General features: G+C 67.1%; 20 protein-coding genes. 4 read left to right on the top strand and 16 right to left on the bottom strand.

All coding sequences use genetic code 11. The annotated features are described in order from the left end of the window. Nucleotides 1–12 precede the first annotated feature (12 nt). On the bottom strand, nt 13–435 hold the full coding sequence (locus tag ASC78_RS23450; protein ID WP_055807112.1) for a hotdog fold thioesterase: 423 nt from the start codon (nt 433–435) through the stop codon (nt 13–15). Between the two features lie 83 nt (nt 436–518). Between ASC78_RS23450 and ASC78_RS23445 the strand changes: the two genes are divergently transcribed. After that, the gene (locus ASC78_RS23445; RefSeq protein WP_055807109.1) at nt 519–1,859 is read left to right on the top strand and encodes a hypothetical protein; all 1,341 of its coding nucleotides are present in this window, start codon (nt 519–521) and stop codon (nt 1,857–1,859) included. A 21-nt stretch (nt 1,860–1,880) separates the two neighbouring features. On the opposite strand, the gene ASC78_RS23440 is transcribed toward ASC78_RS23445, so the two are convergent. The 4 genes from ASC78_RS23440 to ASC78_RS23425 all read right to left on the bottom strand — a co-directional run bounded on the left by ASC78_RS23440 (nt 1,881) and on the right by ASC78_RS23425 (nt 6,780). Continuing rightward, nucleotides 1,881–3,764: a feruloyl-CoA synthase gene (locus ASC78_RS23440; RefSeq protein WP_055807106.1), complete on the bottom strand. Its 1,884-nt coding sequence runs from the start codon at nt 3,762–3,764 to the stop codon at nt 1,881–1,883. 92 nt (nt 3,765–3,856) lie between these two features. Next, nucleotides 3,857–4,798, bottom strand: coding sequence for a 3-hydroxyacyl-CoA dehydrogenase NAD-binding domain-containing protein (locus tag ASC78_RS23435; protein WP_055807101.1), 942 nt, complete (start codon nt 4,796–4,798; stop codon nt 3,857–3,859). Nucleotides 4,799–4,808: 10 nt separating this feature from the next. Next, on the bottom strand, nt 4,809–5,801 hold the full coding sequence (locus ASC78_RS23430; protein ID WP_055807098.1) for a Bug family tripartite tricarboxylate transporter substrate binding protein: 993 nt from the start codon (nt 5,799–5,801) through the stop codon (nt 4,809–4,811). A gap of 55 nt (nt 5,802–5,856) precedes the next feature. After that, nucleotides 5,857–6,780 (bottom strand): 3-keto-5-aminohexanoate cleavage protein, encoded by a 924-nt coding sequence (locus ASC78_RS23425; RefSeq protein WP_055807096.1) that lies wholly within the window; start codon nt 6,778–6,780, stop codon nt 5,857–5,859. Between the two features lie 143 nt (nt 6,781–6,923). On the opposite strand from ASC78_RS23425, the gene ASC78_RS23420 reads away from it, so the two are divergent. Next, a complete protein-coding gene (locus ASC78_RS23420) occupies nt 6,924–7,631 on the top strand; it encodes a Crp/Fnr family transcriptional regulator (protein WP_055807093.1) in 708 nt (235 codons plus the stop codon). A 19-nt stretch (nt 7,632–7,650) separates the two neighbouring features. On the opposite strand, the gene ASC78_RS23415 is transcribed toward ASC78_RS23420, so the two are convergent. Further along, a complete protein-coding gene (locus tag ASC78_RS23415) occupies nt 7,651–7,875 on the bottom strand; it encodes a tautomerase family protein (protein ID WP_055807090.1) in 225 nt (74 codons plus the stop codon). 40 nt (nt 7,876–7,915) lie between these two features. Further along, the gene (locus ASC78_RS23410) at nt 7,916–8,662 is read right to left on the bottom strand and encodes an SDR family NAD(P)-dependent oxidoreductase (RefSeq protein WP_055807087.1); all 747 of its coding nucleotides are present in this window, start codon (nt 8,660–8,662) and stop codon (nt 7,916–7,918) included. Between the two features lie 105 nt (nt 8,663–8,767). Here ASC78_RS23410 and ASC78_RS23405 point away from each other — a divergent pair, with 105 nt between their 5' ends. Continuing rightward, nucleotides 8,768–9,679 (top strand): LysR family transcriptional regulator, encoded by a 912-nt coding sequence (locus ASC78_RS23405; RefSeq protein WP_055807084.1) that lies wholly within the window; start codon nt 8,768–8,770, stop codon nt 9,677–9,679. Nucleotides 9,680–9,686: 7 nt separating this feature from the next. Here the strand turns inward: ASC78_RS23405 and ASC78_RS23400 are convergent, their stop codons facing one another. The 9 genes from ASC78_RS23400 to ASC78_RS23360 form a co-directional block, all read right to left on the bottom strand. Next, a complete protein-coding gene (locus ASC78_RS23400; protein WP_055807081.1) occupies nt 9,687–10,388 on the bottom strand; it encodes an ABC transporter ATP-binding protein in 702 nt (233 codons plus the stop codon). A gap of 87 nt (nt 10,389–10,475) precedes the next feature. Beyond that, nucleotides 10,476–11,222 (bottom strand): ABC transporter ATP-binding protein, encoded by a 747-nt coding sequence (locus ASC78_RS23395; RefSeq protein ID WP_055807078.1) that lies wholly within the window; start codon nt 11,220–11,222, stop codon nt 10,476–10,478. Nucleotides 11,223–11,346: 124 nt separating this feature from the next. Then, complete coding sequence (locus ASC78_RS23390) at nt 11,347–12,333, bottom strand: branched-chain amino acid ABC transporter permease (RefSeq protein WP_235505189.1); 987 nt, start codon at nt 12,331–12,333, stop codon at nt 11,347–11,349. Beyond that, entirely contained in the window at nt 12,330–13,202 is an 873-nt protein-coding gene (locus ASC78_RS23385) for a branched-chain amino acid ABC transporter permease (RefSeq protein ID WP_055807075.1), read from the bottom strand. Before ASC78_RS23385 ends, ASC78_RS23390 begins: the two co-directional genes overlap by 4 nt. Nucleotides 13,203–13,359: 157 nt before the next feature. Further along, entirely contained in the window at nt 13,360–14,532 is a 1,173-nt protein-coding gene (locus tag ASC78_RS23380) for an ABC transporter substrate-binding protein (protein WP_055807072.1), read from the bottom strand. Further along, nucleotides 14,529–15,338: an alpha/beta fold hydrolase gene (locus ASC78_RS23375; RefSeq protein WP_055807069.1), complete on the bottom strand. Its 810-nt coding sequence runs from the start codon at nt 15,336–15,338 to the stop codon at nt 14,529–14,531. Before ASC78_RS23375 ends, ASC78_RS23380 begins: the two co-directional genes overlap by 4 nt. A 151-nt stretch (nt 15,339–15,489) precedes the next feature. Continuing rightward, nucleotides 15,490–17,040, bottom strand: a complete 1,551-nt coding sequence (locus ASC78_RS23370; RefSeq protein ID WP_055807066.1) for a benzoate-CoA ligase family protein — start codon at nt 17,038–17,040, stop codon at nt 15,490–15,492. A gap of 28 nt (nt 17,041–17,068) precedes the next feature. Further along, nucleotides 17,069–18,619 carry a 3,4-dehydroadipyl-CoA semialdehyde dehydrogenase gene (locus ASC78_RS23365; RefSeq protein ID WP_055807062.1) on the bottom strand — a complete coding sequence of 517 codons (1,551 nt, stop codon included), beginning with the start codon at nt 18,617–18,619 and terminating at the stop codon, nt 17,069–17,071. Beyond that, on the bottom strand, nt 18,616–19,089 hold the full coding sequence (locus ASC78_RS23360; RefSeq protein WP_055807059.1) for a 4-hydroxylaminobenzoate lyase: 474 nt from the start codon (nt 19,087–19,089) through the stop codon (nt 18,616–18,618). The genes ASC78_RS23365 and ASC78_RS23360 overlap by 4 nt, the downstream gene beginning before the upstream one ends. Before the next feature lie 200 nt (nt 19,090–19,289). On the opposite strand from ASC78_RS23360, the gene ASC78_RS23355 reads away from it, so the two are divergent. Continuing rightward, nucleotides 19,290–20,234, top strand: coding sequence for a helix-turn-helix transcriptional regulator (locus tag ASC78_RS23355; protein ID WP_055807056.1), 945 nt, complete (start codon nt 19,290–19,292; stop codon nt 20,232–20,234). Nucleotides 20,235–20,275 lie beyond the last annotated feature (41 nt).

Below are 20,275 nucleotides of genomic sequence, written 5' to 3'. Positions count from 1 at the left end.
CTTCTTGCTTGCCTAGCGCGGCGGCAGCACCGCCATTGTGATGCGCGAGACGCAGGTCAATTCGCCGGCGTCGTTGGTCAGGTCGATCTGCCACACCTGCGTGGTGCGCCCCCGATGCACCGGCCGCGCAGTGCCCGTGACCCAGCCGCTGGTGGCAGAGCGGATGTGGTTGGCGTTGATGTCCAGGCCCACGGCCCGGTCTCCCTCGGGGGCCGAGTAGTGCGCGCCGCAGGAGCCCAGCGTTTCGGCCAGCACCACCGACACCCCACCATGCAGGATGCCGTAGGGCTGCCGGGTGCGCTCGTCCACCGGCACGCGGGCGCGGATGAAGTCGTCGCCCACCTCCAAAAACTCCATGCCCAGCGTCGAGACGGCGGTGCCGATGTGGTTGCGGGTCAGCTCTTCGACCGAGATGTCTTTCTTCCAGATGCGCATGAGGTTGTCTCCACTACAAGTTCCGGAAACTATAGCGATGGCGGCTGACAACCGCAGTCGCCTTCGCGTGCTAAGTTGGTCCGATGAAGCACCCCGTCAGACGCTGGCTCATCGGCATTGCCGCGGTGTTGCTGCTCGGCACCGGCGCGCTGGTGTGGGTGGCCAGCACCCGTTTGCCCAGCGACGAGGAAGTGGCCGTGCGGATTTCCGAAGCGTTCGAAAAGCGCTTCGGCATCGGCTTGAAGATCGGCGGCGCGCATTGGGCGCTTTGGCCCAGCCCGGTGCTGGTGCTGTCCCAGGTCGCCACCGATCAGGCGCGCCCCATCACGCTGCGCCGCATCACGCTCCAGCTCAAGCTCCGGAAGCTGCTGCAAAGGGTCGTCGCCATCGACGAGGCCGAGATCGAAAGCCTGGTGCTGCCGCGCGAATCGGTGCGCGCCTTCCGCGGCAAGGGGCCCAAGCCGAAGGAGGCAGGCCACCTGTTCTCGCTGCCGGCGCCATGGGCGCTGGCGCCCATTCCGCTCGAGAAGCTGCGCTGGCGCGACATCGTCTGGATCGACCGGCGCGGCATCGAACTCGCCTATGACGGCGACGTTGTTTTCGACACCGGCTGGCGACCGCGCCAGGCGCGCCTCGAACGCGCCGGCGCCTCGCCTCCCGCGCGGCTGCGCCTGGACCGAGAAGCCGACCGGGACCGGTGGCGCACCCGCATCGACGTGGGCGGCGGCACGTGGAACGGCGTCTCCCTCTTCGAGCTGCTGCCCGACGACACGATGCGCGTATCGGCCGAACTCGAGCCCCGGCAGATCGACATCGAAGGGCTGGTGCACGCCTTTGGCCGACGAACCGCCGTAGCGGGCAAGTTTTCGGGCCAGACCACGCTGGTGGCCCAAGCCGGCGAGCTCGGCGCGCTGATCCGCAGCCTGCACACGCGCACCACCTTCTCGGTGAAGCCCGCGACGCTCACCCGGCTCGACCTGGCCAAGGCCGTGACCACCGCCGGCATCAGCCGCGGCGGCACCACGCCGCTCGACGAACTCACGGGCACCCTTGACACGCAAGGCGGCGAAGACGGCATCGTGATGCGCTACACGGGGCTCAAGGCCCGCTCCGGCCTGCTCACCGCCAGCGGCAACCTCAAGCTCTTCAACCGCAAGCTGGACGGCGAGGTGGCGGTCGATCTTGTCGACGGCGTGGTCGGCGTGCCGCTCAAGGTGGGTGGAAGCATGAGCGATCCCGAGGTGTCGCTGACGGGCGGTGCGCTGGCCGGTGCGGCGGTCGGCACCGCGGTGCTGCCGGGCGTGGGCACGGCCCTCGGGGCGCGCATCGGGCAGCAGGTGGAAAAGCTGTTCGGCGAGGAGGAGCCCGCGAAGAAGAAGACGGTGCCGCCTCAGCCGCAAAGATCGCCTGGCGTTTCCCGCTGACCGCCTTCTCCTTGCAGCGGTTCAACTGCGCAGCTTTATCACCTGCAGGTCATTGTGCGCGCCGGCATGCAGCCGCGCGACTTCAACTGCGCGCCGCGTGAGCACCGCGCGCTGATTGATGTAGCCCTTGTCGGTGATCTCGCCCGCGTCCAGGCTCGGCGGCTCGGCGAGTACCAGTGCGCGCGTGGGGCACTGGGAAGAACCTGCGCCTTCCTCGCGAAGCGTGCGCAGCACCTCGGCGATGCGCGCGGCCAGTGCCTGCGGTTCGGCCTGCGGCGCGGGAAACACGAGCATGCCGATCTCGTCGCTGTCATGGCCTGTGAGCACCACGTCTTGCACATGGGGCGCCAGCATCGACACCAGCTTGACGCGCAGGGTGCCCACCGACACCCAGGTGCCGCTCGACAGCTTGAAGTCTTCGGCCACGCGGCCGTTGAAGATCACGCCGCGTTCGGCATGCTCGGGATCGGCCAGGTAGCCCGCATCGCCGATGCGGTAGTAGCCCTCTTCGTCGAAGGCTTCAGAGGTTTCGCGCGGTGCATGGCGATAGCCGGGGAATACAGAGACGCCCTTGACGCGCATCTCGAGCTTCTGGCCGTTGGGCACGAACTTGAGTTCGAGCCCCGGCAGCGGTGCGCCGATGCAGCCCGCGCCGTCGAGCTTCCAGTGCGCCGAGGTGATGGCCGGTGACGTTTCTGTCGCGCCCCACGAGGTGGTGAGCCACAGCGGCCGCTCGGGCCGCACGCGCTTGGCGACCGCTTCGAGCCGCTGCCAGGTCGAGGGCGCGAGCGCCGCGGCCGCGTAAAAGGCGAGCCGCAGGCGCGAGAACACCTCGGCGGCCAGTGCGTCGTCGGCTTCAAGAAACGGCAGCAGCATGTCGAAGCCGCGCGGCACGTTGAACAGCAACGTGGGCTTCACCTCGCGCAGGTTGCGCACGGTCTTCTCGATCAGCCCCGGCGCGGGCCGGCCCTCGTCGATGTAGAGCGCACCGCCATGGCACAGCACCATGTTCAGGTTGTGGTTGGCGCCGAAGGTATGGCTCCAGGGCAGCCAGTCGACCAGCACGGGCTTTTCGTGCGCCGGCGCCGGGCCGCCCCAAGCCGGCGAGCCCCCCGCGGGGGGTGGCGGCGAAGCCGCCAGGGGGCCGTCATCTCCGAGGAAGCGCCAGGTCTGCGCCATCATCTGCTGGTTGGCGCACAGCATGCGGTGCGTGTTGATCACCACCTTGGGCTTGCCCGTGGACCCCGAGGTCAGCAGGTATTTGGCGTGGGTGTCGGGCAGCACGGCTTCGTAGGCCTGCATCACGGCCGGCGTTTCGCTGGCCTGCAGCAGCTGCGCGAAGGGCAGGGCGCCGGCGTGCGCATCGGCATTGCGGCTGAACACCGCCACCGCCTCCACGCCCGAACCCGCGAGCGCGCCGCCATACACCTTGGCATCCGATGCGTAGATCAACGCTGGCTGCAGCGCCTGCAGCATGCCGTGCAGCCGCGACGGATCTTTTGCCATGCGCGAATACGCGCTCGAGAGCGAGCAGGCCGTGCGGCCGATGTGCATTGCGGCGAGCATCAGCACGGCATGGTCGATCGCGTTGTCCGAGAGGATCGCGATGGGCTTGCCCTCAGGCAGCTTCATGTCGAGCAGCGCCTGCGCCACCGCACCCACGGCTTGGCGCAGCGCGCGGTAGTCGAGCTTGCGCCAGCCTTCGCCGCTCTCGTCACGTTCCGCGAAAGCCAGCGCATCGGGCGTCTCGCGCGCCCAGCGTTCGATCCATTCGCCGATGCAGCGCGCATAGGGCTTGAGCGCCACCGGCGAACGCAGCGCGAAGGAGCCGTCGTCGAAGTCGATGCGCACCGTGCGCGGCGGGGCGATCTGGCTCTCGTCCAGGAGGAAGTCGTTGTCTGTCATATGCGGTCGCTGCCGGGCCGCCCCAAAGCGAACCGCGCCTCCCCCACGGGGGGTGGCGAAGCACACGAAGTGGCGAGCCGGGGGGCAGTCATTTAATCGAGTCTGCCGGTGTCGGCTTTGGCGCGAATCAGGTTTAACAGCAGGATGTCGCGGGCGGACTCGAGTTCGGCCACGCGCCGCGCGCCCAGTTCTTCAGCCACGCCCTCGGTCACCTTCGCTTTGAGTTCTTCCGTCATCGAAGGCGCTCCGAGATCCTTCCACCAGTCCTCGATCGGCCCGCCCAGGTGTGCGAGCACATGGGCGATACCGCCTGCGCCACCCGAGAGATGCAGGTTCATGAAGGGTCCCATCACCGCCCAGCGCAGGCCGGGGCCGTGCGCAATGGCGGTGTCGATGTCGGCGACGCTGGCTACGCCTTCATCGACGAGGTGAAAAGCCTCGCGCCAGAGGGCGGCCTGCAGCCGGTTCGCGATGTGGCCCTTGACCTCGCGCTTCACGTGGATCGGCCGCTTGCCGATGGCGGCGTAGAACGCCATGGTGCGCTCGATGGTCTCGGCCGAAGTGCGATCGCCGCCCACCACTTCCACCAGCGGAATCAGGTGCGGCGGGTTGAAGGGGTGGCCCAGCACCACGCGCTCCGGATGGCGGCATTCGGCCTGCACCGCACTGATGGCCAGCCCCGAAGAGCTCGATGCCAGGATCGCGCGGGCCGGCGCGGCCTCGTCCATGCGGCGGAACAGGTCGATCTTGAAATCAAGCCGCTCGGGGCCGCTCTCCTGGACGAAGTCGGCCTCGGCCACCGCGTCTTCGAGCCGCGCGTGAAAGCGCAGCCGCCCAGCCGAGGCGCCTTCAGCCAACCCGAAGCGTTCCAGCGTCGGCCAGTGCGCGGCCACCGCCACGCGCAGCCGCGCCTCGGCGTCGGGCGAGGGGTCGGTGGCGTCCACGTCGAGGCCCCGCGCCAGGAAGAAGGCAGCCCAGCTGGCGCCGATGACGCCGGTGGCGACCACCGCCACGCGTTTCGGGTTCGGTTCCATCCGCATCGCTTCAGGATTCCGCCGTGAAGCCGATCTTCTTGACCAGCGGCCCCCAGCGATCGGCCTCGGCCTTTTGCGAGCGCGCCATTTCCTCGGCCGTGGAGCCCTGGGCGATCAAGCCGACCACGGCGAGGCTGTCCGTCACCACCTTTTCCTTGATGGCCGCGTTGATCGCGGCATTGGCCGTTGCCACCACGCTGGCCGGCGTCCTGGCCGGGGCGTAGAAGCCGAACCACTCCTCGGTGGTCAGTTCCGCAAAGCCCTGTTCGGCAAAGGTCGGTACCTCCGGCGAGAACGGCGAGCGCGCCTTGCCCGAGGTGGCGAGCAGCCGCAGCTTGCCGGCCTTGTGGTTGGGGATGAAGTCTCCGCTGGGGGTGACCATGGCCGCGATTTGTCCGCCCACCACATCGGTCACACCGGGAATCGAGCCGCGGTAGGGCACGTGCTTCAGGTCGACCCCGTTGTTGAGGCCCAGCAGCGCGCCGATGAAGTGCGGCGTGGAGCCGGCCGCCGGCGAGCCATAGCTGGCCTGGTTCGGGTTGGCCTTGGCCCAGGCGAGAAAGTCTTTCACCGTACGCACCTCGGGCGGCACCAGGGGGCCGACCGCCAGGCCGTGGTGCATGACCGCGGCAATCGACACCGGCACGAAATCCTTGCTTGGGTCGTAGCTGAGCTTGCTGTAGATGTGCGGGTAGATCGACGTGCACGAGAAAGGCGACAGCGCCAGCACGCTGCCGTCGGCCGGTGCGTTCTTGAGGCTTTCCAGCGCGATGCGGCCGCCCGCGCCCGGCTTGTTTTCAACGACGGCCGCATTGCGCGTGTAGGCCGAGCCGGCGAGCTTTTCACCCACGCGGCGCGCCACGCTGTCGCCGGCGCTGCCGGCCGGAAAGCCGTAATAGATCTTGACCTGCTCGAGCGCCTGGGCGAATGCGGCCAGCGGCGAGAGGGTACCCAGCGCAGTGACTGCGCCCAGGGTGTGGAGGAAGTGGCGGCGGGTGTTCATGAAATGTCTCCTACTAATATCTTCAGGGCGGTTTCTGGCGGGATCAACGGCCGCTTCAACGCGGCGCGAATTCGGGGCGCGGCCCGCCTCTGCGCGGCAGTCCCATCATCTGCCTTGCTTCGGCCGGTGTGGCCACTTCCATGTCGAGCTCATGGATAACGCGCACGATCCGCTCGGTGAGCTGCACGTTGGTGGCGAGCTCGCCCTGGCGGAAATACAGGTTGTCTTCCAGCCCCACGCGGGCATGCCCGCCCAGCAGCAGCGCCGCCACGTTGGCCTCGAGCTGCGAGGGGCCGATGCCGCTCACGCAGAAGATGCTTCCCTTGGGCAGGGTGTCGACCATCATCTGCAGGAAGCGCGGCGAATAGGGCATCGCGTTCTGGAAGTTGCGGTGCACGTTCATCACCAGGTTGACGAAGTAGGGTTCGTCGTCATGGCCTTCTTCGATCAGCGTGGTCGTGTCCTGCAGGATGTGCGTGGGGCTGAACACCTCCCATTCGGGCTTGATGCCGCGCGCCTTCATGCCGGCGGCCAGCTCGCGGCCCTTGGTGATCGGCGTGTCCATCAGGATCTGCTTGCCCTCGAAGCTCAGGTTCAGCGTGGTCGCGTCCAGCGTGCACATCTCGGCGCCCGCGTCCATGCCCTTGATGCGCTCTTCCCAGGCAATTTCCCAGCGATCGCCCGCCAGCGGCTTCACCATGTCGCCGTGCACGCCGCCGCCGGTGGAGTTGTTGATGACGATGTCGCAGCCGCCCGCGCGGATCCGGCTGTTGATGTCGCGGTACACGTCGGCGTTGCAGGTGGCACCGTCGTCCGGCCGGCGCGCGTGGATCGCCACCACGCTGGCGCCGGCATTCCAGCAGCGCAGCACGTCGGCCGCAATTTCGGCCGGCTGGGTGGGAAGGTGGGGGTTCTGCGACTTGTGCGCCATGCCGCCCGTGGGGGCGATGGTCACGATCACTTTGCGCTTCGACGACATGCTCCGGAGTCTCCTGGTGTCTTCTTTCATGAGGGGCGCGCTATTATTTTTGGAGGCGCATGCACACTCAGTCATTGCGACGACATTTAGGCTCAGGGTTTACGCGGCGCGGGCCGCGCCCACGCCATCAGGAGCTTTCTTTCATGCCTACGACGAAGCCGGCCATCAAGGCGGCATCGCTGACCGTTGCGCAGCTGCTTCAGGGCTCGGCCTGGTTTCCGCTGCTCGACGAGGTGGCGCGCGAGCGCGTGCTCGACGAAATCCGAGAGGTCGAAGTCGCGGCCGGCGCCGCCCTGTGCCGCCGCGGCGATACGCCGCTGCACTGGTACGGCACGCTTGAGGGGCTTCTGAAGTGGTCGATCACCTCGAGCGACGGCCGCTCGGTCACCTTCGGCGGGCTCTCGGTCGGCAGCTGGTTCGGCGAAGGCACGCTGCTGCGCGGCGCTCCGCGCTCGGCCGACGTCATTGCGCTGCGGCCGAGCCGCGTGGCCCAGCTGCCGGTAGAGACTTTCGAATGGCTGCACCGCACGCAGCGCGACTTCGATCATTTTTTGCTGCAGCAGCTCAACGAGCGGCTGCACTGGTTCATGGGCAACTACGCGGCGCACCGGCTGCTCGACGCCGACAGTCAGGTGGCCCGTGCGCTGGCGGGGCTGTTCCATCCGTGGCTGTATCCTGGCAGCGAGCTGCATCTGCAGACCTCGCAGGAGGAGATTGCCAACCTGTCGGGTGTTTCGCGCCAGCGCTGCAATGCGGCGCTGAACCGGCTGAAGGAGGCGGGGTTTCTGCGGATCGAGTACGGGGGGATTACCGTGATCGACCTGGAAGGGCTGCGGCGTTTCATCGAATAGGCGCGCCGCGCCCGCCACTTCACTGCGCCGGCGTCGCCTTGTCCGCCAGCCGCTTGCGGTACTCCGTCGTCGTCAGGCCCGCGAAGCCCCAGTCGTCGGTGGCGATTTCCTCGATCACGATGTGCGTCCATTCCGGCGGCTTGTTCAGCACGCGTTCCAGGGTTTCCGTGAACTCGGCGATGACCTGGGTCTTCTGTTCGCGGGTGACGCCGTCGCGGGTGATCTTCAGGTTGATGAAAGGCATGGTGCGCTCCTTGGAGTGGATGGTTGAATGAACGAGACGATTACCACTTGCCCGTGCTCATGCCGCCGTCCACCGGCAGCACCACGCCCGTCGTGAAATCGGCGCTCGTGAGATAGAGCACGGCATCGGCGACCTCGCGCACGGTTGCAATGCGGCCGGCGGGCGAGAGGCCGTTCAGGAATCCGTGCTGCTCGGGCGTGTACAGCGGCGTGTCGACGATGCCGGGCGCCACCGCATTCACCTTGACGTTGTGCGGTGCGAGTTCGAGTGCCAGCGCCCGCGTCGCGGCGTTGATGCCGCCCTTGATGAGCACTGGCAAGGCGGCCGGCACCTGCTGGTTCGGCTGCAGCGCAATGCTCGCGGTGATGTTCACGATGTGGCCCTGGCGGCGCGCCACCATGTGCTTCGCCGCGGCCTGCGAGGCGTAGACAAAGCCCTTGAGGTTGGTGGCCACGAGCTGGTCGAGTTCTTCCTCGGTGTATTCGACGAACGGCTTGGCGTTGAAGATCCCCGCGTTGTTGATCAGCACGTCGACCTGGCCGAAGCGCTCCACGGCGCGGTCGACGAGTTGCTGCGCGGTGTCGCGGCCGCCGATGTCACCGGCCACGCCGAAAAAGCGCGCGGGGTTGCCGAGTTGCTTGGCCGCGGCGGCGAGCCGCTCGTCGGTGCGCGCATTCGCGACCACGTTGAAGCCACGTTCCAGATAAGCCTGCGCGAGGCCCAGGCCGATGCCGCTCGAGGCACCGGTGATGACGACCGTGGACGGGGTGTTGAGGGTGTCTTGCATGTCGGTACTCCAAAGAGTTGAGGGGATGCACGAACTGTATTGATGACACCACCAGAGATAAATCACTAGACTCGCACTTCACTTGATACGCGAGGTAATCAATCCATGCAGCGTCAGTTCGGCGACATCCTCCTGGGCAGCATTGAGCTGTTCTGCCTGGCGGCGGAAACGGGCGGCTTCACCTCGGCCGCGCTGGCCGCGGGCGTTACGCCGGCGGCCGTCAGCCGCTCGATCTCGCGGCTTGAAAAGCGGCTGGGCCTGCGCCTCTTCGTGCGCACCACGCGCAGCGTGCGGCTCACCGACGCGGGCCGCTCCTACTTCGCGCAATGCCGCCAGGCGCTGACGCAGTTGGCCGAAGCCGAGCGCGAGGTCATGGGACAGCAGGCGCAGCCTTCCGGCACGCTGCGCATCAGCGTGCCCACCACCTACGGCCACCACCGCCTGCTGCCGCTGCTGCCGGTATTTCGCGAACGCTTTCCCGACATCCGGCTGCACGTGCACCTGAGCAACCGCAACATCGACTTTGTGGAAGAGGGCTACGACATGGCCGTGCGTGTGCGCGCCCAGCCTGACTCGACGCTGATCGCGCGGCATTTGGAAGATGCGCAGCTGGTGGTGGTGGCCAGCCGCAAATACCTCAAGAAGGCCGGCACGCCCCGCACGCTGGACGATCTGTCCGCGCACGAGTGCATCCAGTTCGAGCTGCCCAGCAGCGGCCGCCGCATCTCATGGCTCTTCAAGGAAAACGGCAAGGACCGCGAGGTCTTCGCGGACAGCGCCTACAGCTGCTCCGACGACGTGCTGGGCGGCGTTACGCTGGCGAAGAGCGACGCGGGGCTCTTCCAGGCCTATCGCTTCGTGGTGGAAAAAGAGCTGGCCGACGGCTCGCTGATCGAGGTGCTCAAGCCCTTCGCCGGCCGCTCGCGGCCCTACACGCTGCTGTACCCCGACGGGCGGCACGTGCCGCTGCGCATGCGGGTGTTCATTGACTTCCTGATGGCGCAGCGGGCCGCGTGAGCCGGGCTCACACGCCGAGCAATTCTTCCAGCGCCTGAGGTTCGGCCAGCAAGTCGGCCGACGCGCCGTGCCGCACGATCTGCCCCTTCTCCATCACCATCGCCAGGTCGGTGTGCGCAAGCACCTTGCGGTAGTCGCGATCGACGATCAGCGTGGCGATGCCGGTCGCGCGGATCTCGCCGATCACACGCCAGATCTCGGCCACGATCAACGGCGCCAAGCCTTCGGTGGCTTCGTCGAGGATCAGCAGGCGCGGGTTGGTCATCAGCGCGCGGCCGATGGAGAGCATTTGCTGCTCGCCCCCCGAAAGTTGCTGGCCGCCATGCGACAGCCGCTCGGCGAGGCGCGGAAAGGTGGCCATCACGCGGTCGAAGGTCCAGGCGCGATGCCCGTCGATGCCCGCGCGCTCGCTCATCACGAGGTTCTCGCGCACCGAGAGGTTCGGGAAGATGCCGCGGCCTTCGGGCACGTAGCCGATGCCCAGGCGCGCCATTTTCTCTGGTGGCCAGCCGGTGACCGTGCGGCCATCGACCTGCACTTCGCCCGAGGCGGGGCGCACGTAGCCCATCATGCTGCGGATCAGCGTGGTCTTGCCCATGCCGTTGCGCCCGAGCAGGCCCACTGACGTGGCGGCCGGAATGCCGGCATGCACGCCGCGCAGGATGTGGCTGTTGCCGTAGTAGGTGTTGAGATCGCGGACTACGAGCATGTCAGTGGCCTCCCGACGGGCCGCCCCTAGGGAGGCCAGCGCCCCCTCGGGGGGCAGCGAATACACGAAGTGATGAGCGTGGGGGCATCAGTGATCCTCTCCAAGATAGGCGGTGCGCACTTCGGGGTTCTCGCGGATCGAGGCCGGGTCGCCCGTCGCGATGACGGTGCCGTTCACCATCACCGTGATGCGGTCGGCAATGCGGAACACCGCATCCATGTCGTGCTCGACCAGCAGGATCGCATGGGTCGATTTCAATCGCGCGAGCAGCGTGAGCATGCGGTCGGTTTCCTCGGCGCCCATGCCCGCGAGCGGTTCGTCGAGCAGCAACACGCGCGGCTTGGTTGCCAGGCACATCGCCACTTCGAGCTGGCGCTGCGCGCCGTGGCTCAGCGTGCCGGCCACGCGCCGGGCTTCGTTCGACAGGCCCGCGGCCTCGAGCGCCGCATCGGCCGCCGCATTGCTGGCCGCGCAGCGCTGCGACGACTGCCACACGGTCCAGGGCCGCGCTGTGGCGGCCTGCGCTGCGAGCCGGCAGTTCTCGTGCACGCTGAACTCCGGGAAGATGGTCGTGCGCTGGTAGCTGCGGCCCACGCCCGCACGCGCGCGGCGCCATTGCGCGCGCTGCGTGACGTCGATGCCGTCGAGCGTGATGCGGCCTTCGGAGGCGTCGATTTCGCCCGAAAGCATGTTGATGAGCGTCGACTTGCCCGCGCCATTGGTGCCGATCACCGCGTGCACTTCGCCGACGTGCAGATCGAGCGTGACGGCGTTCACCGCGGTGAGGCCGCCGAAGCGGCGCGTGAGTCGTTCGACAGAAAGCAGTGCGTTCATGGTTTTGCTCCTTCCCCTTCCGGGGGAAGGTTGGGATGGGGGCAGGCAGGGCGCCCGATGGTGGCGCCGCTTGCCCCCACCCCGGCCCTCCCCCGGGAGGGGAGGGAGAAACACAGGGAGCCGGTCATGCGGCCTCCTTGGGCGACAAGCGCTTGACCAGGCCGATCAAGCCCTTCGGCAACAGCGCCACGAACACGATGATCGCAATGCCCAAGGTCAGCTGCCAATGGTCCGCAAGCGGCCCCATCACCGCATGCGTCGAGAAGATTTCCTTCAGCAGCGTGAATGCAATCGCGCCGATAACAGCGCCGCGCAAGTGGCCGAGGCCACCGAGGATCACCATCAGCAGCACCTCGCCCGAGTTGTGCCAGGCCATGAGCTCCGGGTTGACCACGCCGTCGCGCGAGGCCAGCAGAAAGCCCGCGAGCCCAGCCAGCGCGCCCGCCAGCACGAAGGCCGCGAGCTTGTAGCCGTACACCGGAAAACCCGCCGCACGCATGCGCTGCTCGTTCACGCGGATGCCCGCCAGCGCCGCACCGAAGCGCGAGCGGCGAACCAGCGCCAAGAGGCCGTAGGTGAACACCAGCGATGCGAGCACCACGTAGAACAGCACCATGCGGTTTTCCATGTCGAGCTTGCCGATGGCCGGCCGCACGTACATGTAGATGCCGTCGCTGCCGCCGCCCACCTTGGTGTCGTGGAACACGAAGAAGGCCATCTGCGCAAAGGCCAGCGTCACCATGATGAAGTACACGCCGCGCGTGCGCAGGCTCAGCGCACCAACGAACAATGCATACAGCGCGGCCGCGCCCATGGCCGCCGGCAGCAGCAGCGCGAGGTTGCCGCCCTCGTTGCCCGAGGCCAGCACCGTGACGTAGGCACCGATACCGTAGAACGCCGCATGGCCCAGGCTTACGAGGCCGGTCATGCCGACCAGCAGTTCGAGGCTCAGCGCGAAGATCGACAGGATCATCACCTTGACGACGAAGTCGGAAACGTAGTTGCCCATGAGAGGGCCGAGCACGCCGATGGCAATGGCGCAGACCACCGGCACGGCGAACGCGCCAAGCCGCATGGAGGTGGTGCGCATGGAGGTGGTGGCTTCGGTCATGGCCGCCTCCCCATCAGCCCTTCAGGCTTCCATATCAGCACGATGGCCATCAGCAGATAGATGCCGATGCCGGCGAGGTCCGCAAAGAACACCTTGCCGAAGGTGTCGACGAAACCCACCAGCAGCGAGGCCAGCAGCGCGCCGGTGATCGAGCCGATGCCGCCGATCACCACCAACACGAAGCAGATGATGAGCACGCTCGCGCCCATGTTCGGATACACCGAGGACATCGGCGCCGCGATCATTCCGGCCAATGCCGCGAGCGCCACGCCGGCTGCAAAGACGATGCGGTAGAGCCGCTTCACGTCGATGCCCAGGCCGCGCACCATGTCGCGGTTGCTCGCACCCGCGCGGATCATCATGCCGAGCCGCGTGCGGTTGACCACCCAGTACAGCCCCACCGCGAGCACGATGCACGCGGCCGAGGCAAAGAGCCGGTACCACGGATAGCTCATGACGTTGCCGAGCGCAAAGCTGCCGTCCAGCCATGCGGGCACCTTGACGCCGTGAACGTCGTTGCCAACGAGGATGGAGCGCAGCTCCTCGAACACCAGGATGAGCCCGTAGGTCATGAGCACCTGCTGCAGATGGTCGCGCTGGTACAGGTAGCTGAAGAAAGCCCATTCGAGCAGGTAGCCGAACACGGCCGCCAGCACCACGCCGGCCACCAGCATCAGCAGGAACTGGTCGCCGAACACCGGTGCGAGCGCGAACGCCATGTACGCGCCGATCATGTAGAAGCTGCCGTGCGCCAGGTTGATCACGCCCATGATCCCGAAGATCAGCGTGAGCCCCGAGGCCACCAGGAAGAGAAGGAGTCCGTACTGAACCGAGTTCAGGCACTGGACGAGAAAGGTGCCGAAGTCCACGTTAGGTCATACCGGTAGGAGGGCTTGGGGAGCGTGGCGCAAAGCGCCCGCGATGTTCGGGGGACACCGCGGATCCGGCTTCGCCGGTCCGCTGGTGTCGCCCCCTTGAGGGGGGAGTCGAGCTACACGAAGTGAGCGAGGGACGGGGGTGGGTCGATCACATCCTGCAGCCGCGGGCCGGGTCGGACAAGCCCTTGATCGCCGTGCTCACCAGCTTGTTCTCCTTGCCGTCCACCTTGCGCAGGTAGATGTCCTGCACCGGGTTGTGCGACTTGCTCATGGTGAACGTGCCACGCGGGCTGTCGATCTTGGCTTTCTCGATGGCGGCCGTGAACTCGGCCTTCTTGCCGATGTCGCCCTTGGTAGCGGCGAGGCCCACGCCCAGCATCTGCGCTGCGTCATAGCCCTGCACCGCGTACACATCGGGCTGCAGCTTGAAGGCCTTGGCGTAGGCGACGCGGAAGGCGTTGTCGCGCGTAGTGTTGAGGCCGTCGGCGTAGTGCAGCGTGGTGAGCATGCCCTGTGCGGCCTCGCCCTGCGCATCGAGCGTGCCGTCGGTCAAAAAGCCCGGGCCGTACAGCGGAATGGTCTTGTTGAGACCCGCCGCCTGATAGTCCTTGACGAACTTCACCGCGCCGCCGCCTGCGAAGAAGGCGTACACCGCGTCGGGCTTGGCCGCCGCGATCTCGGTCAAGAGCGCCTGGAACTCGACGTTGGGGAAAGGCAGCGTGAGCTGCTTCTCGACCTTGCCGCCGTTCTTCTCGAAGCCTTCCTTGAAGCCGTTGACCGACTCCTCGCCGGCCGCGTACTTCCAGGTGATGGTCATGACCTTCTTCTTGCCCTGCTGCTTGGCCGCCACTTCGCCCATGGCGTAGGCGGGCTGCCAGTTGCTGAACGAGCTGCGGAAGATGTTGGGCGCGCACATCGGGCCGGTGACCGCGTCGGCGCCGGCGTTCGGCACGATCAGCACGGTGCCGCTTTCCTTCGCCGCCTTGGCCATGGCCATGGCGACGCCGGAGTGCACGGTGCCGACGATGACGTCGACGTTGTCGCGCTTGATCAGCTTGTTGACGTTGTCGGTTGCCTTGGCGGGATCGGACTCGTCGTCGACCTTGAAGTATTCGATCTCACGCCCGGCGAGCTTGCCGCCCTGCTCGTCGACGTAGAGCTTGAAGCCGTTTTCGATGGCCACGCCCAGCGCGGTGAAAGTGCCGCTGTACGGCAGCATCAGGCCGACCTTGAGTTTGCCGGTGCCCTGGGCGCCGGCGGCGGATGCCAAAGCGGCGAATGCGATCGCGGTGAGCGCGAGGCGGGCGGTACGGATGGTCATGATGGCTGTCTCCTGTTTTTGCCAATGAAAGAAGTGGTCGCGACGATGACACGATCCGGCTGATCGCGATGCGGGGAATGCCCGCATTCCGGGATTTCCAGCAGTTCGCAGCCGGGCACGCGCGCCGCAATACCGCGGATCTGCGCCATCGTGCCGTACTCGTCGCCCGTGCCCTGGATGGCGAGCACCGGGCAGCGGATGGTGTCGAGCTCGGCCTCGATGTTCCATTCACGGAAGGGCGGATGGAGCCAGATTCGGTTCCATCCCCAGAAGGCCGAGTCGGCATTGTCGTGGTAGCGGCCGAGCTTCTTCGGCAGGTCGGTGCCGAGATACGCGCTGCGCGCCTGTTCGATGTTCTCGACCGTCACGTCTTCCACGAAGATGTGCGGTGCGAGGACCACGAGGCCTTGCACGCGGTCCGAAAAACGCGAGGCATAGAGCAGCGAGATCGAGCCGCCGTCGCTGTGGCCGAAGAGCCAGGGTTTGTCATCGGTGCCGATGTTCAGCGCAGCGAACAGCGCGGGCAGCACCTCGTGCGCCTGGCGGTGCATGAAGTCGACGTCCCAGATCTCGTTTTCTTCGCGTGGCGTGGAGCGGCCATAGCCGGGCCGTGAAAACACGAGGCCGCGCGCGCCGGCGGCTTCGCAGAGCTGGGCGGGAAAATCCTTCCACATGGCGACGGAACCGAGGCCTTCGTGGAGGAAGACGATGAGCGGGGCATCGGTGCGCTCGGGGGCGATCCAATGGCATTCGATGCGAATGGGGCGGTTGCGCCAGTTGATGGTGGCGAAGTCGGGGAAGTTCATCGCGCGGCTCCCGGCTGTTGCTCCCTCTCCCTCTGGGAGAGGGCGGGGGTGAGGGCCAGCGGCCCTAGCAAAAGTTGTGCGCCTGCGAAGGCGGATGCCCTCACCCTAGCCCTCTCCCAGAGGGAGAGGAAATAAAGCGGGAGCTTCATGCTCATGCCTGCTTCTCCCGCTCACGCAACCTGAACCGCTGGATCTTCCCCGTCGCCGTCTTCGGCAGTTCCTGCACGAACTCCAGGAACCGCGGGTACTTGTACGGCGCAAGCCGCTCCTTCACGAAAGCCTTCAGTTCGTCGTCCGTGATCGAGTGGCCGTCCTTCAGTACGACGAATGCCTTGGTCTTGGTGAGGCCGTCCGAATCTTCCTTGCCGATCACCGCCGCCTCGAGCACGGCGGGGTGCTGCATCAGCGTGGCTTCGACCTCGAAGGGCGACACGTAGATGCCGCTGACCTTCAGCATGTCGTCGCTGCGGCCGGCATAGGTGTAGTAGCCGTCGGCGTCGCGCGTGTACTTGTCGCCGCTCTTGGTCCAGCCGCCCTGGAAGGTCTCGCGCGACTTCTCGCGGTTGCACCAGTACATGAGCGCCGCGCTGGGGCCGCGGATGTAGAGATCGCCCACCTCGCCGTCGGGCACCGCGCGTCCGTCCTCGCCGCGCAGCTCGACCTCGTAGCCTTCCACCGGCTTGCCGGTGGTGCCGTAGCGCACGTCGCCCGGGCGGTTGGAAAGAAAGATGTGCAGCATCTCGGTGGAGCCGATGCCATCGATGATCTCGCAGCCGAAGTGCGCCTTGAAGCGCTGCGCGATCTCGCCGGGCAAGGCCTCGCCGGCGGAAGAGCACATGCGTAGCGCCACCTGCTCGCGAGCCGGTAGCTTCGGTGAGGCGAGCATGCCGGCAAAGCCCGTGGGCGCACCAAAGAACACGGTCGGCTTGTGCTCGACCCAACGGCGGAAGGTGGCGTCGGGTGTGGGCCGTTCTGCCATCAGTACGACGGTCGCGCCGACCGACAGCGGGAAGGTCAGCGCATTGCCGAGCCCATACGCAAAGTACATCTTGGCGGCCGAGAAGCAGACGTCGTCTTCGGTGAGGCCGAGCACCGGCTTGCCGTAGAGCTCGGCCGTCCACCACAGGTTGGCGTGCGTGTGGACCGTGCCCTTGGGCTTGCCGGTGGAGCCGGAGGAATAGAGCCAGAAGCCGGGGTCGTCCGAGGCCGTGGCCACGGGCGATGCCATCGGTTCGGCGGCCGCGAGCGCGGCTTCGAACTCCTGCGCGCCCGCGGGCAGCGCACCCGTGGGCTGCGAAACGATCAGCGTGTGCACTTCATGCGCGCCGCGGTTCATCGCGTCTTGCAGAGTGGGCAGCAGCGCGCCCGACACCAGCACGGCCTGCGCGCGGCTGTGGTCCAGCATGTAGGCGTAGTCGTCGGGCGTGAGCAGCGTGTTGACGGCGACGGGAACCACGCCCGCGTAAAGGCAACCCAGGAAGCCCACGGGCCAGTCGTTGGTATCGAGCATGAGCAGCAGCACGCGCTCTTCGCGGCGTACGCCGGCGGCTTTCAGCGCGGCGGCCAGACGGCGCGCGCGGTCTTCGAGTTGGCCGTAGCTCAGTGTGCCGCGGTCGTCGATGTAGGCCGGGCGTTCGGCGCGGCCGCGGTTGAGTGCGAACAGGTGTTCGGCAAAATTGAATCGTGCGGGCGGGCTCGTCATGGGATCTCCTTGGGCCGTGTTCTTTTTTCTAGAGGCCGAGCTGCGCGAGCACGCCAGGGCTCGCTTGCACGGCGCTGCGGCGATGGTAGAAGTCCAGCGCGCGCAGTCCGCCGAGTTCGGCGCCGCCGCCGGCACGGCCCGGGCCGCCGTGCAGCGACATCGGCATCACGTTGCCGTGGCCGGTGTGGGCCTGTGCCACTTCGGGCGTGACCACGTGCACGCGGCCGTGGCTCGGTGCGAGGGCCAGCGCGGCCAGTGCGAGCGCTGCGTCGTCGCTGCCGTAGAGCGAAGTCACCAGCGAACCCTGGCCGCGATGCGCCAGCGCGATGCCATGCGCGAGGTCGCGGTAGGGCAGCAGCGTGGCAACCGGGCCGAACACTTCCACGTCGTGGACGCGCTCTGCCGCATCGGCATCGCGCGCGCCCAACAGCACCGGGCCGATGCAGGCCGCCACGGCCGGGTCGGCGTCGATCAGCGGCGTGCTGCGGCCGTCGTACAGCACGGTAGTCTGGGCGGAAAGTGCTTCCAGCCCGTCGTTCACGGCGTCGAGCTGCGCGCGGCTCACGAGCGAACCCATGCGCACATTCTCGTTGCGCGGATTGCCGACCGTCACGCCCTTGAGCTTGGCGCCAATGGCTTCGGCCGCGGCGTCGTACACCTCGGCCGGCACCAGGATGCGGCGGATGGCGGTGCACTTCTGGCCCGACTTCACCGTCATCTCGCGCACCACTTCGCGCACAAGAAGGTTGAAGGCGTCGCTGCCGGGCGCGGCGCCTGGCATGAGCAGGGCGCTGTTGAGGCTGTCGGCCTCGATGTTCACGCGCACCGAGCGCTCGGCCACCGCCGGGTGCGAGCGGATCACCGCGGCCGTTTCGGCCGAGCCGGTGAAAGAGACCACGTCGAAAGGCTGCAGCGCATCCATCAAACCGGCGGAACTGCCGCAGACCACCGACAGCGCGCCGGCGGGCAGCACGCCCGCAGCGACCACGTCTTTCACCATGCGCTGCGTGAGCCAGGCGGTGGCCGTGGCGGGCTTCACGATCACGGGCACGCCGGAGAGCAGCGCGGGCGCGGCCTTTTCCCACAGCCCCCACGAAGGAAAGTTGAAGGCGTTGATGAACAGCGCCACGCCCTGCGTCGGCAGCTGGAGATGCTGCGACTGGAACACAGGCTCCTTGCCGAGCTTGACCGCGTCGCCGTCGCGCAGCGCGCGCACGTCGCCCAGGCCGTCGCCCCACTTGGCGTACTGGCCGAGCGTGAAGATCGCGCCATCGATGTCGACGGCCGAGTCGTTCTTCACCGTGCCCGAGTTGGCCGTGGCAATTTCGTAATAGGCATCGCGGTTGGCCTGCAGCACCTTCACGATGGCGCCAAGCAGCCCCGCGCGCTGGCGGTAGGTGAGGGCGCGCATCGCGTTGCCGCCCTGTTCGCGCGCAAAGGCAAAGGCCGCGGGCAGGTCCAGGCCGGTGGCGTCGACGCGCACGAGCTCGGTGCCCAGCACCGGGTCGAACAAGGGCGTGCCGGCGCCCGATCCGCTTTGCCAGCGGCCGGCGACGTAGTTGGGTAGGAGCTCGGTCATTGGGTGAATTTGATCTGCCCTTCGGGCAAGAGATAGAGAACCAGCGCGCGGCCTTGCGCCACGGTCGGACGGTGTGCGGTACCTGGCCCGTAGACGCACCAGCCCGCGGGCCGTCCGTCGAAGGTGGCATCGGCGCTGCCCTCGAGCGGCATGATCAAGTCGATCTCGCCGTTCGGGTGGGTGTGATGCGGTCCCGCGATGTCCTGCATGTCGACCACGTCGACCGAAAACCGGTGCAGCGCATCTTCGGCCTTGAACACGCGGCCATACCTGATGCCGCCGCCTTCGCGCTCGCACAGCCAGCCCTCGGCCACGCCGCCAATGCAGGCCTGGCGCAGCTGCTCGAAACCGGGACTGCCCGCGCCATGGGTGGCGTTGAGCCACTGGTCGAGTTGTTCGTCGAGCGGCCTGCCGGCGATTTCGGCGGTCAGGCCGGCGATCAACTGGTGAAATGCTTCCTTGCTGGACATTGGCGGGCTTCCTTTGGGAGGCTGGCTGGCAGCGGTGGTGCCACAGCGAAACTTACGATCTACCTTGCATGATTCGTGCGCGTGCAGTATCTTGCTTGTGATCGAACAATAAGCACCGAGACATCGAGTGTCAAGCAATATAGTGCATATATGGTGTTTACCCTGAGCGCGCACAATCCCGGCCAAGAACGAGGACTTGCATGAACGAGCATGTAGACGCGGTGCTGGGCACCGCGCGCGACGGCGACCACGCCAACAATGCAGCACCGCCGGCAGAAGCCAAGAACCCTTTGCTGGCTACCCTGGGCGACCGCGTGCGCAATCTGCGCGCACAGCGCGGCCTCACACGCAAGGCGGTGGCGGTGTCGGCTGGCGTCTCGGAGCGGCATCTCGCCAATCTGGAATACGGCATCGGCAATGCGTCGATCCTGGTGCTGCAGCAGGTGGCCGGCGCGCTGCATTGCTCGCTGGCCGAGTTGGTCGGCGATGTGACCACCAGCTCACCCGAATGGCTGCTGATTCGTGAACTGCTTGAGCACCGCAGCGAAGCCGACCTGCGCCGCGTGCGTGTGGCGCTGGGCGAGCTGCTGGGCACGGCCTCGGTCGACCCGGCCCGGCACCGGCGCATCGCGCTCGTGGGGTTGCGCGGCGCGGGCAAGTCGACGCTGGGGCAGATGCTGGCCGAAGACCTCGACGTGCCCTTCATCGAACTGAGCCGCGAGATCGAAACGCTCGCGGGCTGCAGCGTGCGCGAGATTCACGACCTCTACGGCACCAACGCCTACCGTCGCTACGAGCGCCGCGCGCTCGAAGAGGCCGTCCAGATCTACAGCGAAGTGGTCATTGCCACGCCGGGCGGCATCGTGTCCGACCCCGCCACCTTCAACGAGCTGCTCGCTCACTGCACCACCGTGTGGCTGCAGGCCGCGCCCGAGGAACACATGGGCCGCGTGGCCGCCCAGGGCGATACCCGCCCAATGGCCGCCAGCAAGGAAGCCATGGAAGACCTGCGCCGCATTCTGAATGGCCGCGCGGCCTTCTATTCGAAGGCCGACCTGTCAGTGGACACCAGCGGCAGGACGCTGGCGCAAAGCTTCCAAGCGCTGCGCGCCATCGCCCACCAATCCATGCGCCCCGGCGCCTGAACTGCTGAATTGAAAAAAAGCGATTCAGGCATTGACTTGCC

This window comes from Variovorax sp. Root318D1 (assembly GCF_001424835.1).
GTDB lineage: Bacteria > Pseudomonadota > Gammaproteobacteria > Burkholderiales > Burkholderiaceae_C > Variovorax.
The sequence above is the reverse complement of the archived record's forward strand: the minus strand, read 5'-3'. Positions and strand labels throughout refer to the sequence as shown.

Excerpts from the sequence above, each read along its gene's own strand:
- ASC78_RS23450 (WP_055807112.1), bottom strand. The coding sequence starts at position 435 with ATGCGCATCTGGAAGAAAGACATCTCGGTCGAAGAGCTGACCCGCAAC.
- ASC78_RS23445 (WP_055807109.1), top strand. The coding sequence starts at position 519 with ATGAAGCACCCCGTCAGACGCTGGCTCATCGGCATTGCCGCGGTGTTG.
- ASC78_RS23440 (WP_055807106.1), bottom strand. The coding sequence starts at position 3,764 with ATGACAGACAACGACTTCCTCCTGGACGAGAGCCAGATCGCCCCGCCG.
- ASC78_RS23435 (WP_055807101.1), bottom strand. The coding sequence starts at position 4,798 with ATGGAACCGAACCCGAAACGCGTGGCGGTGGTCGCCACCGGCGTCATC.
- ASC78_RS23430 (WP_055807098.1), bottom strand. The coding sequence starts at position 5,801 with ATGAACACCCGCCGCCACTTCCTCCACACCCTGGGCGCAGTCACTGCG.
- ASC78_RS23425 (WP_055807096.1), bottom strand. The coding sequence starts at position 6,780 with ATGTCGTCGAAGCGCAAAGTGATCGTGACCATCGCCCCCACGGGCGGC.
- ASC78_RS23420 (WP_055807093.1), top strand. The coding sequence starts at position 6,924 with ATGCCTACGACGAAGCCGGCCATCAAGGCGGCATCGCTGACCGTTGCG.
- ASC78_RS23415 (WP_055807090.1), bottom strand. The coding sequence starts at position 7,875 with ATGCCTTTCATCAACCTGAAGATCACCCGCGACGGCGTCACCCGCGAA.
- ASC78_RS23410 (WP_055807087.1), bottom strand. The coding sequence starts at position 8,662 with ATGCAAGACACCCTCAACACCCCGTCCACGGTCGTCATCACCGGTGCC.
- ASC78_RS23405 (WP_055807084.1), top strand. The coding sequence starts at position 8,768 with ATGCAGCGTCAGTTCGGCGACATCCTCCTGGGCAGCATTGAGCTGTTC.
- ASC78_RS23400 (WP_055807081.1), bottom strand. The coding sequence starts at position 10,388 with ATGCTCGTAGTCCGCGATCTCAACACCTACTACGGCAACAGCCACATC.
- ASC78_RS23395 (WP_055807078.1), bottom strand. The coding sequence starts at position 11,222 with ATGAACGCACTGCTTTCTGTCGAACGACTCACGCGCCGCTTCGGCGGC.
- ASC78_RS23390 (WP_235505189.1), bottom strand. The coding sequence starts at position 12,333 with ATGACCGAAGCCACCACCTCCATGCGCACCACCTCCATGCGGCTTGGC.
- ASC78_RS23380 (WP_055807072.1), bottom strand. The coding sequence starts at position 14,532 with ATGACCATCCGTACCGCCCGCCTCGCGCTCACCGCGATCGCATTCGCC.
- ASC78_RS23375 (WP_055807069.1), bottom strand. The coding sequence starts at position 15,338 with ATGAACTTCCCCGACTTCGCCACCATCAACTGGCGCAACCGCCCCATT.
- ASC78_RS23370 (WP_055807066.1), bottom strand. The coding sequence starts at position 17,040 with ATGACGAGCCCGCCCGCACGATTCAATTTTGCCGAACACCTGTTCGCA.
- ASC78_RS23365 (WP_055807062.1), bottom strand. The coding sequence starts at position 18,619 with ATGACCGAGCTCCTACCCAACTACGTCGCCGGCCGCTGGCAAAGCGGA.
- ASC78_RS23360 (WP_055807059.1), bottom strand. The coding sequence starts at position 19,089 with ATGTCCAGCAAGGAAGCATTTCACCAGTTGATCGCCGGCCTGACCGCC.
- ASC78_RS23355 (WP_055807056.1), top strand. The coding sequence starts at position 19,290 with ATGAACGAGCATGTAGACGCGGTGCTGGGCACCGCGCGCGACGGCGAC.